The 12914-nt window shown below is 68.3% G+C and carries 11 protein-coding genes; 5 read left to right on the top strand and 6 right to left on the bottom strand.

Features of this window, described 5'->3' with window-relative positions; genetic code table 11:
- Window positions 1-8: 8 nt before the first annotated feature.
- The 5 genes from nirD (at window position 9) to AC1DW3_RS05675 (ending at window position 5293) form a co-directional block, all read left to right on the top strand.
- A complete protein-coding gene (gene nirD / locus AC1DW3_RS05695) occupies window positions 9-332 on the top strand; it encodes a nitrite reductase small subunit NirD (protein WP_477929428.1) in 324 nt (107 codons plus the stop codon).
- Between the two features lie 33 nt (window positions 333-365).
- Window positions 366-1178 (top strand): formate/nitrite transporter family protein, encoded by an 813-nt coding sequence (locus tag AC1DW3_RS05690; RefSeq protein ID WP_477929426.1) that lies wholly within the window; start codon window positions 366-368, stop codon window positions 1176-1178.
- 139 nt (window positions 1179-1317) lie between these two features.
- Window positions 1318-3048 carry a bifunctional protein-serine/threonine kinase/phosphatase gene (locus AC1DW3_RS05685; RefSeq protein WP_477929424.1) on the top strand — a complete coding sequence of 577 codons (1731 nt, stop codon included), beginning with the start codon at window positions 1318-1320 and terminating at the stop codon, window positions 3046-3048.
- Window positions 3049-3204: 156 nt separating this feature from the next.
- Window positions 3205-4002, top strand: a complete 798-nt coding sequence (gene pepA, locus AC1DW3_RS05680) for a flocculation-associated PEP-CTERM protein PepA (RefSeq protein WP_477929422.1) — start codon at window positions 3205-3207, stop codon at window positions 4000-4002.
- Between the two features lie 178 nt (window positions 4003-4180).
- Entirely contained in the window at window positions 4181-5293 is a 1113-nt protein-coding gene (locus AC1DW3_RS05675; RefSeq protein WP_477929420.1) for an EAL domain-containing protein, read from the top strand.
- A 6-nt stretch (window positions 5294-5299) separates the two neighbouring features.
- On the opposite strand, the gene AC1DW3_RS05670 is transcribed toward AC1DW3_RS05675, so the two are convergent.
- From AC1DW3_RS05670 to glnA, 6 genes are all read right to left on the bottom strand, one after another.
- Window positions 5300-7195 (bottom strand): SEL1-like repeat protein, encoded by a 1896-nt coding sequence (locus AC1DW3_RS05670; RefSeq protein ID WP_477929418.1) that lies wholly within the window; start codon window positions 7193-7195, stop codon window positions 5300-5302.
- A gap of 46 nt (window positions 7196-7241) precedes the next feature.
- The gene (gene yddG / locus AC1DW3_RS05665) at window positions 7242-8123 is read right to left on the bottom strand and encodes an aromatic amino acid DMT transporter YddG (protein ID WP_477929416.1); all 882 of its coding nucleotides are present in this window, start codon (window positions 8121-8123) and stop codon (window positions 7242-7244) included.
- 41 nt (window positions 8124-8164) lie between these two features.
- Entirely contained in the window at window positions 8165-9637 is a 1473-nt protein-coding gene (gene ntrC / locus AC1DW3_RS05660) for a nitrogen regulation protein NR(I) (RefSeq protein ID WP_477929415.1), read from the bottom strand.
- Between the two features lie 34 nt (window positions 9638-9671).
- Entirely contained in the window at window positions 9672-10778 is a 1107-nt protein-coding gene (glnL, locus tag AC1DW3_RS05655) for a nitrogen regulation protein NR(II) (protein WP_477929413.1), read from the bottom strand.
- 17 nt (window positions 10779-10795) lie between these two features.
- Window positions 10796-11281: a hypothetical protein gene (locus tag AC1DW3_RS05650; protein ID WP_477929411.1), complete on the bottom strand. Its 486-nt coding sequence runs from the start codon at window positions 11279-11281 to the stop codon at window positions 10796-10798.
- Window positions 11282-11380: 99 nt separating this feature from the next.
- Window positions 11381-12796, bottom strand: a complete 1416-nt coding sequence (gene glnA / locus AC1DW3_RS05645; protein WP_477929408.1) for a type I glutamate--ammonia ligase — start codon at window positions 12794-12796, stop codon at window positions 11381-11383.
- Window positions 12797-12914 lie beyond the last annotated feature (118 nt).

Raw genomic sequence — 12914 nt, 5'->3', positions numbered from 1 at the left:
GAAACGACATGACCTACACCCCCATCTGCAGCGTCGACGACATCCTGCCCAACACCGGCGTGGCCGCCCGCGTCGGCGACCGCCACGTGGCCGTGTTCCGCGTCGGTGCCGAGAGCTTTCACGCCATCGACAACATCGACCCGCGCTCGGGCGCCAGCGTGCTGGCCCGCGGCCTGGTGGGCAACCTCGGCGAGCGCATCGTCGTCGCGTCGCCCCTCTACAAGAACCATTTCGACCTGAGCACCGGCGAGTGCCTGGAGGCGCCCGAGCAGTCGGTGCGCGCCCATGCCGTACAGGTGCAGGACGGCCGCGTGCTCGTCGCGCTGCGCTAACGAATATTTGATTGGCGAAAGAGGAGACAAACCATGGCCTACGTCGTACCCACCGAGTTCGTGACCAAGATGGTCGATGCTGGTGAATCCAAGCTGCTGATGTCCACCCGCGACACGCTGATCCGCTCCTATATGGCGGGCGCCATCCTGGCGCTGGCGGCGGCGTTCGCGGTGACGGTCAGCGTCAACACCGGCAACCCGCTGCTGGGCGCGGTGCTGTTCCCGGTCGGCTTCATCCTGCTCTACCTGATGGGCTTCGATCTGCTGACCGGCGTGTTCACGCTGGTGCCGCTGGCCGTGCTGGACAAGCGCCCCGGCGCCACCTGGGGCGGCGTGTTCCGCAACTGGACGCTGGTGTTCTTCGGCAACTTCGCCGGCGCGCTGACGGTGGCCGTCTTCATGGCCATCATCTTCACCTTCGGTTTCAGCGAGGCACCCAATGCGGTGGGCCTGAAGATCGGCACCATCGGCGAAGGCCGCACGGTGGGCTATGCGGCCCACGGCGCCGCCGGCATGCTGACGCTCTTCATCCGCGGTGTGCTGTGCAACTGGATGGTGTCCACCGGCGTCGTCGCGGCCATGATGTCGACCTCGGTGTCGGGCAAGGCCATCGGCATGTGGATGCCGGTCATGGTGTTCTTCTACATGGGCTTCGAGCACAGCATCGTCAACATGTTCCTGTTCCCCTCGGGCCTGATGCTGGGTGGCAAGTTCACGATCATGGACTACCTGATCTGGAACGAGATCCCCACCGTCGTCGGCAACCTCGTCGGTGGCCTGACCTTCGTCGGCCTGTCGCTGTACTCGACGCATTACAAGACCGCCCCGAAGCGCATCATCGTGTGAGCCCCTCGTCCAAGGAGGACCTTGACCGGTCCCCCAAGGGGACGGCGATGCTTGCCGGTTCGACCGGCAAGCACATCGCCAGGCGGTCCGGCTAGGGAGCGGCCCGGCGCTCGGCCCGCAATACGGCGCAGCCACTGACATGACGCTGAAGATCGTAGTCGGCCAGCACTCCGAGGCTGGCACCAAGCCGCTGAACCAGGACTTCCACGGTGCGGCCCTGCCGACCGATGCGCAGCGCCGCTCGCGCGGCATCGCGCTGGCGATCGCCGACGGCATCAGCAGCAGCCCCGTCAGCCAGGTCGCGAGCGCGGCCGCCGTGCGCGGCTTCCTGGAGGACTACTACGGCACCTCCGAGGCCTGGACGGTGCGCCGCGCGGCCCAGTGCGTGCTGGCCGCCACCAATGGCTGGCTGCATGCCCAGACCCAGCGCGGCGACGGCCGCTTCGACAAGGACCGCGGCCATGTCTGCACCTTCAGCGCCCTGGTCTTCAAGGGCCGCGAGGTGCATCTGCTGCATGTCGGCGACACGCGGGCCTACCGCATCCACCCCGCGGCGCTTGAGCAACTGAGCAACGACCACCGCGTGCGCCTGGACGGTGGCCAGACCTATCTCGGCCGCGCCTTGGGCATCAGCCCGCACCTCGAGATCGACCACGCCTGCTGGCCCACCGAGGTGGGCGAGACCTATCTGCTGGCCACCGACGGCGCCTATGAGCATCTCGATGCTGCGTTCGTCGTCAACACCGTCAGCCGCCATGGCGCCGACCTGCAAGCCGCCGCGCAGGCGCTGGTGGCCGCAGCACTGGCACGGGGCAGCCAGGACAACGCCACCGTCATGCTGGCGCGCGTCGAGTCCCTGCCCGACCAGCTCAGCCCCCCGGTGCGGCGCGAACGCCTGCGCCTGCCGCCGCGGCTGGCGCCACGCATGGAGTTCGAGGGCTACCGCGTCGTCCGCGAGCTGTACGCCAGCGCACGCAGCCAGGTCGTGCTGGCCGTCGACGCCGAGCAGCGCGAATGGGCCATCAAGCTGCCCTCCGCCGACATGGGCAGCGACAGCCGCGCCCTGGACCGCTTCGCCATCGAAGAGTGGGTGGCGCGGCGCGTCGACAGCCCGCACGTCATCAAGGCCGCGCCGGCCGAGAAGCGGCGCGAGCACCTCTTTACCGCGATGGAGTTCATCACCGGCCAGACCCTGGCCCAGTGGATGACCGACCACCCCAAGCCCGGCCTGGACGAGGTGCGCCAGCTCGTCGACCAGATCGCCCGCGGCCTGCAGGCCCTGCATCGCAAGGAGATGCTGCACCAGGACCTGCGGCCCGAGAACCTGATGATCGACCGCCAGGGCACCGTCATCCTCATCGACCTGGCCTCGGCCCATGTGGCCGGCCTGAACGAGGGCCTGGGCGACGGCCTGGGTGGCCGCGCCACCGACATCGCCGGCAGTCTGCAGTACACCGCGCCCGAATACTTCACTGGCGACGGCGGCACGCCGGTGTCCGAGCTGTTCTCGCTGGCCGTGCTGGCCTACCAGATGCTGACAGGCGCCCTTCCCTACGGCCTGCAGGTGCCGCTGGTGCGCGGCCCGCGCGACCTGCACAAGCTGCAGTACGTGCCGCTGCGCACCCGCCGCCCCGACCTGCCCGAATGGCTGGACCGCGTGCTGCGCAAGGCCTTGCAGCCCCAGCCGGCGCGGCGCCAGCAGGCGCTGTCGGAGTTCGCGCACGACCTCTACGCCCCCGGCCCCGAATTCATGAGCCGCGACCGCACACCGCTGCAGCAGCGCCACCCGCTGCTGTTCTGGCGCGTGCTGACACTGGGCTTCGGGCTGGCAACGCTGCTGCTGCTGGGATTGCGCGTGGCGGGGCGCTAGCGGCAAGCCGCGTTCCTTCCCCCCGATGAAGGGAAACCCCCTAATCTTTGGCCGCCCTGCCCATTGGTCAAACAGCCTGCTGCTCACAGAATCAGGATGTCACTGGCCAGATGCCGGTGCCCGTCCGCTTTTGTCGGCCCCAGCCAGGAGTTCGCCATGTCCGCACAGTCCCAAGCCTCGTCGACCTCCTGGCTTCAGCGCGGTCTGCTGGCAGCCGGTTTGCTGGCGGCCTCGGCCAGCGCCAGCGCACTGAACAACTTCACCTTCGACCCCAGCGCCGTCGGGCTCGCGGGCGCCACATTCACGGCCGACAACCTGCTGATCTCCGACTACGCGACGGTGACGCGCACGTCGGCGACGACCTTCACGGAGACCGGGTTCCTGGCCATCACCGGTGCTCAGCTGAACAGCGTCATCCAGGCGACGCCCGGGCTGAACAGCGCCTACGGCCTCTACATCGCCTTCACAGGCAGCGGCACGACCGACGGCAACAACCCGCTCACGCAGGTCTCGGTCGGCAGCTTCTCGTCGCTGACCTACACGCTGTACGGCTACAACGGCACGGCCAGCTTCGGCTTCGCCGGCACGACGCCCACGACGACTGCCGTCGCGCCGATTGCGCTGGCCACGGGCAGTCTGATCAGCGGCGGCGTCGCCAGCATCCCTGGCGGCGGGGCTTTCTCGCCACTGGCGACTGCGAACGTGACGGTCGGCACCAGCCCGGGGGCGGCGTCCTTCTTCGTCACGCCGTCGGCTTTCTACAACCAGGCGTCCACGTCGTTCACGAACACCAGCTCACAGGTGCAGCTGTTCGCGGGGGGCTTCATGGTCCAGCAGGGTGGTGGCTCGATCAACTTCGCCACGGCCGTGCCCGAACCGATGACACCGGCCCTGCTGCTGGGTGGCCTGGGCGTGATCGGCTTCATCGCACGCCGCCGCGGCGCCAAGCGCTGACACGCGCGCCGTCGGGCGGCGCCTCGTTCAAGTCATCACGGCGACTGAGCGCTGACCCTCAACCGAGGGAAGCACCGGTGGTCATCGTCGGCCAATGTGTTTCAGAATGTGCTCATCCCCGCAGCACGCACCGCAAGTGCTGCACCGCAGCTTCGCGGTGGGGGCGTGGAGAGCATGAATGGGCAGTACGCCTTGGTTTCTGGAGAGCGTGGGCGCCGATGGCTCGCGCGTCACGCATCGCATCGACCGGTTGCCGTTCAGCGTGGGTCGCGATCTGGGCAACAACCTGACCATCGAGGCGCAGGGCCTGTCGCGTCGGCATGCCGAGCTGCAATTGGATGAGCAAGGCAGCCTGCAGGTGGTCGACCTGGGCAGCACCAACGGCACTTTCGTGAACCACGAGCGTCTGAAGGGGCCGCGGCAGCTGGCGCCCAACGACATCATCCATTTCTGCAGTGCCGAGTTCCGCCTGACCCACGACGAGACATTGGCCGCAGCCACCGTGGCAGAGCCGCGGCCGATGCGCACGATGGTGGTGTCGCCGGGCAGCAACCCGCTCAGCCAGCACTTCGTCCGCCAGGAGGCGCAGTTCCTGGAGTTCCTCGCCGGCCGCGGCCTGACCGGGGCGGCCCAGCCCATCGTCGACGCCCACACAGGCCAGTTGTTCGCCTACGAACTGCTGGGCCGCTGCACCCACCCCGAGCTGCCCGGCTCGCCCATGCATCTGTTCAAGATGGCCGCCACGTTGCGGCGCGAGGCCGAGTTGAGCGAGGCGTTCCGGTCGCACGGCGTGGCGGCGCTGGCACCCAAGGCGCAGGGGCTGCATATCTTCGTCAATGCCCACCCGAGCGAGACCTTCACGGAAGAGTTCTTCCAGTCCCTTCATGGGCTGCTGGCGCTGCCGGTGCCTCCCAAGCTGGTGGTGGAGGTGCACGAAAGCGCGGTGGTCGAGGTCGACCGCATGCGCGAGCTGGCCGAGCGCCTGAACGGCATTGGCGTGGCTTTCGCCTATGACGACTTCGGCGCCGGCCAGGCGCGCCTGAACGAGATCGCCGAGGTGCCGGCGCACTTCGTCAAGTTCGACATGGGCATTGTGCGCAATCTGCATGAAGCCAGCGAGCGCAAGCAGCGCATGGTGCGCGACCTGGTGCGCATGGTGCTGGAGCTGGGCTCCATTCCCTTGGCCGAAGGCGTGGAGCAGGAGGCCGAGGCCGAGATCTGCCGCGACATGGGCTTCCGCCTGATCCAGGGCTATCTGACCGGCAAGCCCATCATGCTGGACAAGCTCTAGCGGTTGTCAGCTTCCCCCGCGCACGGCGCGCAACAGCACCGCCACGCAGGCCACGAAGCCCAGTCCGGGTATCAGCGCCAGGGCACTCACCAGCAGGCGCTTGGCGCCGCCCCAGTCCCAGTCGGCCGTCGTGCGCCAGACGCCAAAGGCGCCGATCAGGCCGATCAGCACGGCCAGCGCCTTGAAGCTGCCCTTGCCCAGCGACGGTATGAGTACCAACAGGATCGCCAGGCCCAGGGCGCCCAGCACCAGTGCCACATGCCCGGCGTGCAGCTGAAAGCGCGGCGGCGGCGCGGCCTCATCCTCATCGTGGGCTTGCGGCGCGCGCCGCGAGGATGCTGTGCGTGGCTCCGTACGGGACATGGGCGCGGCAGCGGCAGCGGGCACGACTGCCGGCGGCATGGCTGCGGCCCTGGCCGCCAGCCGGGCATTCAGAAGCTCGGGCAGGCGCTTCAGGTCGGCGCCGAGCTGGCGCGCCAGCGCCATCACCTCTTCGGAGTCCGCCGGCGTGGGCAACATCAGCGCCAGCGCTTCCGGCTGCTCCACACAGAGTTCCGGCGTGCGGGTGCGGGCCAGCTGCATGACGGCCTTGGCGGCCACGTCGTCGCGCGGTATGCCGATCTCGTCCCACAGCCGCACGGCCAGCCAGAGCAGGCTGCGCTTGCTGCCCGCTGCGACGGCCCGCATCAGCAGCTGCGGTATGCGCACCTGGTTGCGTTGGCTGGCAGGATCCGTGAGCTTCTTGAGCGTTCCGTCAGGGAGGCGGTGCACGCTCTTGGTGTAAAGGAAGTCGGCCAGGAAGCTCAGCCCATCCATGTCGTCGGCGGCCGCCGCCTCTTCGAGCAGTGCCAGGCCGCGCTCCATGTCGACCGGCAGGCCACCGATGCCGCGCAGCAGCATGTCGCCCATCACCGCCTTGGCGATGACCTGTCCCTGAGCGGCGGAGAGCTCCAGCCATTGCACAGCGAGGCGGGCGCGCGCCAGCGAGAGGGAACCGGGCGCGTGGATGAAGCGGCTCGCCAGGTCGAACTGCGCCTTGGAGCTCCCGGCGATGGCAAGCTCCACCAATTGCGGCTCGATGCCGGCGGCCTGGGCCGCCTCCTTGGTAGAGGCCACGAGTGCGGGATCGGCCGCCACGGTCCCGGCCGCCATCCCAGCCGGAATGGCCGCGGCGCGCTCCGCTTCGGCATCGACGGCCGCGAGCAGGTCGGGCGCGCCACGCAAGTACTGGAGCAGCTGCGCCTGCCAAGGGCGCTGTGCCACCGGCACCTTGGCCAGGCAATACCGGATGCGCCTGTCCTGCGCGGGGTCGGTGCCACTGAGCTGCGCCAGGGCGCCGCCCAGGGCGGGGTTGGGGGCAGCACAGCGGCCGTCGGCGGTCAGCAATGCCCAGATGGTCAGGGCCTCGGGCAGGCGCCTGGGCGCGAGGCGCCGGCACTCCTGCCAGGCCGCCGGCCAGTCCTTGCGCGACACCGCATCGTCCAGCCGCGCCGTGTGCGAGGCGGTCGAGGCGGGGTCGAGCTCGAGCACATCGCCGTTGGCCAGGTAGACGACACCGTTCTGGCCGTCCATCACATGCAGACCCAGGTCGTTGGCCTGCACGACGGCATGGTTGAAGCTCACGGTGAAGCGCTCGTCGCGCGCCCACAGGCCGATGTTGTAGTAACGGTCGTTGTCGGGCTGCGTCTCCAGCGTCCTCAGGCCATGGTCGTAGATGTCGGCCGGACCGTCTTCGGTGTCCGGCCAGCGCGCGGCCAGCGTGCGCGCCAGGGCGAGAAAGCGCGGCTCGGGCGCGGCACCGGGGTTGCGCTCGACCTCGGTGAGCTGGGCCTGGGCCTGCATCACGTCGCTGGGCAGGGGTCGGTCGGCGGGCTGTGCCCAGGCGGTCAAGGTGAAGCTCATGGGGCTCCCGGTGGATACAGACCGCAGGATATGCGGCTTGCCTGCCTCAGCGCCTGCGCCCTGCCACGGCCGAGCCCACGACCACGAGGGCTGCACCGGCCCAGAAGCTGATGGGCAAGGCCGTGCTCAGCCACAACGAGGCGAACAGCGCCGACAGCAGCGGCGTGGCATTGGCCGCCAGACCCAATGCACCCACGCTGCCGTGCAGGATGGCCAGGTTCCACAGCGCATAGGCCGCGCCGACGGCGCTGCCGGCCAGCAGCACCTGAACCAAAGCCGGCAGGGACCAGTGCATGGCGAAGGAGCCGGGCTGCAGCGCATGCAACACCCAGAAAGCGACGGCACTCAGGGCCATGAAGAGCCAGACCCCATTGCAGCCCCGGGCCAGCCGGCTCGTGATGACGCAGTACAGCGCCCAGGTGATGGCAGCGCCCAGGGCCAGTCCATAGCTGCGCGGGTTGCCCGCGGCATGGGCGAGGAAGCCGGTCAGCGTGAAGCCTCTGGCCGGCATGCAGGCGACGACGACGCCGGCGAAGGCCAGGGCGAGACCCACCAGCATCACGGCGCCGACGCGCTGGCGCATCGCGAGGGCGGAGCACACCACCGTCAGGCTGGGCCAGAGGTAATTGACCATGCCGACCTCGATGGCCTCGCTGCGGCTGCGGGCCAGACCCACGGCCAGCGCAAAGCAGAGCTGGTAGCCGACGAAGAGCGTCGCGCCCAGCAGCAGATAGGCCGGCGGGAAGGCCTTCAGCGGCGTGCGCTTCGTCACCGCGAACAGCAGCAGCGCGCTCAGCGTGTACAGCACGGCTGCACCGCCGGTCGCCCCCAGATGCTCGGTGATGCCGCGCATCGTGCCGACCGACGTGCTCCACAACAGGATGGCGCCCAGGCCCATGGCCAAGGCAGCGCGCGACGAAACAGCCACTTCAACAACTCCCCGGGCAGACCGGGGAGTCGGTCATGCGCTCAAACGTCCAGACCCAGCTCCTGGATCTTGCGCGTGATGGTATTGCGGCCGATGCCGAGCTTCTGCGCGGCCTCGATGCGGCGGCCGCGCGTGATGTCCAGTGCGGTCAGGATGAGCTGGGCCTCGAATTTCTTGGTCAGCGCATCCCAGACATCGGTCTCGCCAGCCGCCAGGCGGGCGCGGGCGTCGGCCGCCATGTCGGCCAGCCAGCCTTCACCGCTGCTGGTGCTGGCCGGTGCGGCGGCCGGCAGAGGCGCCGCGGCGCTGGGCTGCGCCGTCGGGGCGCTCGTCATCGCCGTCGTCGACGGCGCGGCGACATAGCCGGGCTGAACCTCATCCGGCAGGTCCTTGGGCTCGACGACCTGGCTGGGCGCCATGACGCTGAGCCAGTGGCAGATGTTCTCCAGCTGGCGCACATTGCCGGGGAAGTCGAAGTTGGTCAGCACGACAAGCGCCGCATCGGACAGCCGCTTGGCCTCGACACCCAGCTCCGTCGCGCTGCGCTGCAGGAAATGGCGGGCCAGCGAGGGCACGTCCTCGCGGCGCTCGCGCAGCGGTGGCAGGCGCAGGCGGATGACGTTGAGGCGGTGGAACAGGTCCTCGCGGAACACGCCCTGGCGCACGCGGTCTTCCAGGTTCTGGTGGGTGGCCGCGATGACGCGCACATTGCTGCGCATCGGGCTGTGGCCACCGACGCGGTAGAACTGGCCGTCGGACAGCACGCGCAACAGCCGCGTCTGCAACTCGAAGGGCATGTCGCCGATTTCGTCGAGGAAGAGGGTGCCACCGTCGGCCTGCTCGAAGCGGCCGCGCCGCGAGGCCTGCGCGCCGGTGAAGGCGCCGCGCTCGTGGCCGAAGAGTTCGCTCTCCAGCAGATCCTTCGGAATGGCCGCCGTGTTGATGGCGACGAAGGGGCCTTCGCCGCGCGGGCTGTGCTTGTGCAGCGCACGCGCGACCAGCTCCTTGCCCGAGCCGCTCTCGCCCGTGATCATCACGGTGACATTGCTCTGCGACAGGCGCCCGATGGCGCGGAAGACGTCCTGCATGGCGGGCGCCTGGCCCAGCATCTCGGGCACCTGGGCCGCAGCTTCCTGTTCGCCCGCCTCGCGCTGGCTCTCTTCCTGCGCGCGGCGGATCAGCTCCACGGCGCGCGGCAGGTCGAAGGGCTTGGGCAGGTATTCGAAGGCACCGCCCTGGAAGGCCGACACGGCGCTGTCCAGGTCGGAGTAGGCCGTCATGATGATGACGGGCAGGGCCGGCAGGCGGGCCTTGACCTTGGCCAGCAATTCCAGGCCCGAGCCGCCGGGCATGCGGATGTCGGACACCAGCACTTGCGGACTGTCGTCCTCGAGAGCGGCGAGCATGTCGCGCGCATTGCTGAAGCTGCGCACCGGCAGCCCTTCGCGGGCCAGGGCCTTCTCGAGCACGAAGCGGATCGAGTGGTCGTCGTCAACAACCCAGATGGATTTCATGCGGTTCCTCAGCCCTTCCCGTCGGCTTGTGGCGTCAGGGCAAGGGCAGCGTGATTCGGAAATTCGTCAGGCCCGGCTCGCTCTCGCAATCGATCATGCCCTGGTGCTGTTGGGCGATCGTCTGCGCGAGCGTGAGTCCGAGTCCCGAGCCGCCCTCCCGCCCTGAGACCAGGGGAAAGAAGATGCGATCCCGGATCTCGGCGGGGACGCCGGGACCGTTGTCCTCGATATGCAATTCCAATGCCAAGCGCCAGCGCTGCTTGCCGATGGTGACCTGGCGAGAGACGCGGGTGCGCAGCACGATCTGGGCGTCGCCGGCCGCGATGCGCGAACCCAGCACCTGGGCGGCGTTCTGCACGATGTTCAACACCATCTGGATCAGCTGCTCGCGGTCGCCGCGGAAATCGGGCAGGGAGGTGTCGTAGTCGCGCGGGATGATCAGGCCCTTGGGATGCTCGATCAGCACCAGCGCCCTCACCCGCTCGCAGATCTCGTGGATGTTGACGTCGCCGACGACATGGGCCTTGCGGTGCGGCGCGAGCAGGCGGTCCACCAGGCTCTGCAGCCGGTCCACCTCGTGGACGATGACCTGGGTGTATTCGATCAGTTCGGGGTTGCTGTCCTGCACTTCCAGCGCCAGCAGCTGGGCCGCGCCGCGGATGCCGCCCAGCGGATTCTTGATCTCGTGGGCGAGGTTGCGGGTCAGCTCCTTGGTCGCCTGGACCTGGTCGAGACTGCGCTCGTCGCGGTCCTGGCGAGCCTGCTGGGCAATCTCGATGAGCTCCACCAGCACGCGCGGCGTGCCGTCGTCGGCCGCGTCCATCTGCGAGACGATGGCGTGCACGGGCAGACCGTCCTCGTGGGCCCAGGAGCCGCGACGCAGCAGCGCATCGAAGCGGCTGCTGGAGTATTGGTTGGCGGCGACACCTGCCAGGGTCTCGGTGAGGCGCTGGGCGTCATCGAACCAGTCGGGCAGCTGAGCCCTTTGCACGCTGCGGCGCGACAGCCGCATGACGTTCTCGAAAGCGGCATTGGCGAACAGGCATTCGCCGTCGGCCCTGACGACGACGACCATGGTCGCCAGCAGATCCAGGCCGGCGAACTCGGCCGGCAGCAAGGGGGTATCAGTCATGGCGCACATCGGCGCCGGGCCGATGACTAGGGCAGTTTGGCGATCTCGCGCTTGAGCGCCTGGATGTCGGACTCGTGGCGGGCGATGCTGTCCTTGAGCTCGGCCATGCGGTCCAGATACTTCTGGTAGTTGCGCTCGTCGCCGCGGCGCTCGCCCTGGCCGTTGTTGAATTCCTTCTGTGCATTGGCGAGGCGCTCTTCGGCCTGGCGCAGCTCGGTCTGCAGCACGCGGCGGCGCTCGTCGTCGCGGGCGCGCTGCTGGCCGGCATCGACACGGCTTTCAGCACCGCGTGGCACCTCGGCCACCGGCGCGGCCGCAGCCCGCGGCTTGGGTGCCTGCAGCACAGTGATGGGCGTGCCCTCGATCGTGCGGCAGCCCTTCTCGTTGGCTTCCTTGGCCGACAGCGCGTCGGTGTAGAGCACCGGCGGCCCGGGGCAGCGGTAGACCGTGCCCTGGGCTTGCGCGCCCAGGCTGGCCAGAACGAGCAGCGGTGCCAGCAGTCGATTCAGCATGGCGGGATTGTGGCCCAGACACGTCAACGAAAAAGGGGCCGCAGCAGCGGCCCCCTTCAGCGGGGATGACAAAGGCAGCGTGAGTGCTGCCCATGGCCATCACAGCGCGTAGTACATGTCGAACTCGACCGGGTGGGTCGCCATGCGGAAGCGCGTCACTTCCTGCATCTTCAGCTCGATGTAGGCATCGATATAGCTGTCGGTGAACACGCCACCCTTGGTCAGGAAGGCACGGCCCTTGTCCAGGTAGTCCAGGGCCTGGTCGAGGCTGTGGCAGACGGTCGGGATCTTCGCGTCTTCTTCCGGCGGCAGGTGGTACAGGTCCTTGGTCGCGGCTTCGCCCGGATGGATCTTGTTCTCCACACCGTCCAGGCCGGCCATCAGCAGCGCGCTGAAGGCCAGGTAGGGGTTGGCGGAAGGATCCGGGAAGCGCGCTTCGATGCGGCGGCCCTTGGGGTTGGCGACGTAGGGGATGCGGATCGAGGCCGAGCGGTTCTTGGCCGAGTAGGCCAGCTTGACCGGGGCTTCGAAGCCGGGCACCAGACGCTTGTACGAGTTCGTACCCGGGTTGGTGATGGCGTTCAGCGCGCGCGCGTGCTTGATGATGCCGCCGATGTAGTACAGCGCGAACTCGCTCAGACCGGCATAGCCGTCACCGGCGAACAGGTTCTTGCCGTCCTTCCAGACGGACTGGTGAACGTGCATGCCGCTGCCGTTGTCGCCGACCAGGGGCTTGGGCATGAAGGTCGCGGTCTTGCCGTAGGCATGGGCGACGTTCTGGATGATGTACTTCTGCAGTTGCAGCCAGTCGGCGCGCTGCACCAGCGAGCTGAACTTGGTGCCGATTTCCATCTGGCCGGCGTTCGCCACTTCGTGGTGATGCACTTCGACCGGGATGCCCATCTGCTCAAGGATCAGGCACATCTCCGAGCGCATGTCCTGGCCGCTGTCGACCGGGGGCACGGGGAAGTAGCCGCCCTTGACGGTGGGGCGGTAGCCGCTGTTGCCGTGCTCGTATTCCTTGGAGGAGTTCCAGGCGCCTTCTTCGGACTCGATCTTGAAGAACGAGCCGGACATTTCATTGCCCCAGCGCACGCTGTCGAAGATGAAGAACTCGGGTTCCGGGCCGAAGTAGGCCGTGTCGCCCAGGCCGGAGGCCTTCAGATAAGCCTCGGCGCGCTTGGCGAGCGAACGCGGGTCGCGCTCATAGGCCTTGCCGTCGGCGGGGTCGACGACGTCGCAGGACAGGATCAGCGTCGGCTCTTCAAAGAAGGGGTCGATGTTGGCCGTGTTCGGATCGGGCATGAGGAGCATGTCCGAGGCTTCGATGCCCTTCCAGCCGGCGATCGAGGAGCCGTCGAAGGCGTGGCCCGAAATGAACTTGTCTTCGTCGAAATGGGAGACGGGCACGGAGACGTGCTGCTCCTTGCCACGGGTGTCGGTGAAGCGGAAGTCGACGAACTTGACTTCGTTTTCCTTAACGATGCTCATCACATCGGCGACGGTCTTGGCCATCAATAGCTCCTAGCGGGATCGGACAGGGGTGGGATGCCGCCACCGACGCACACGCGCCAGCGGCCACGGGGGTATTCAAAGCAGGTTGCATGCCAGATGCACCGACATGGGTTGCTGC

The organism is Roseateles sp. P2_H4 (genome assembly GCF_056403315.1).
This window is presented reverse-complemented; position numbering and strand designations above follow the sequence as displayed.

What these genes read in the sequence shown, in the direction of transcription:
- nirD (WP_477929428.1), top strand. Translation starts at nt 9, where the DNA reads ATGACCTACACCCCCATCTGCAGCGTCGACGACATCCTGCCCAACACC.
- AC1DW3_RS05690 (WP_477929426.1), top strand. Translation starts at nt 366, where the DNA reads ATGGCCTACGTCGTACCCACCGAGTTCGTGACCAAGATGGTCGATGCT.
- AC1DW3_RS05685 (WP_477929424.1), top strand. Translation starts at nt 1,318, where the DNA reads ATGACGCTGAAGATCGTAGTCGGCCAGCACTCCGAGGCTGGCACCAAG.
- pepA (WP_477929422.1), top strand. Translation starts at nt 3,205, where the DNA reads ATGTCCGCACAGTCCCAAGCCTCGTCGACCTCCTGGCTTCAGCGCGGT.
- AC1DW3_RS05675 (WP_477929420.1), top strand. Translation starts at nt 4,181, where the DNA reads ATGGGCAGTACGCCTTGGTTTCTGGAGAGCGTGGGCGCCGATGGCTCG.
- AC1DW3_RS05670 (WP_477929418.1), bottom strand. Translation starts at nt 7,195, where the DNA reads ATGAGCTTCACCTTGACCGCCTGGGCACAGCCCGCCGACCGACCCCTG.
- ntrC (WP_477929415.1), bottom strand. Translation starts at nt 9,637, where the DNA reads ATGAAATCCATCTGGGTTGTTGACGACGACCACTCGATCCGCTTCGTG.
- glnL (WP_477929413.1), bottom strand. Translation starts at nt 10,778, where the DNA reads ATGTGCGCCATGACTGATACCCCCTTGCTGCCGGCCGAGTTCGCCGGC.
- AC1DW3_RS05650 (WP_477929411.1), bottom strand. Translation starts at nt 11,281, where the DNA reads ATGCTGAATCGACTGCTGGCACCGCTGCTCGTTCTGGCCAGCCTGGGC.
- glnA (WP_477929408.1), bottom strand. Translation starts at nt 12,796, where the DNA reads ATGGCCAAGACCGTCGCCGATGTGATGAGCATCGTTAAGGAAAACGAA.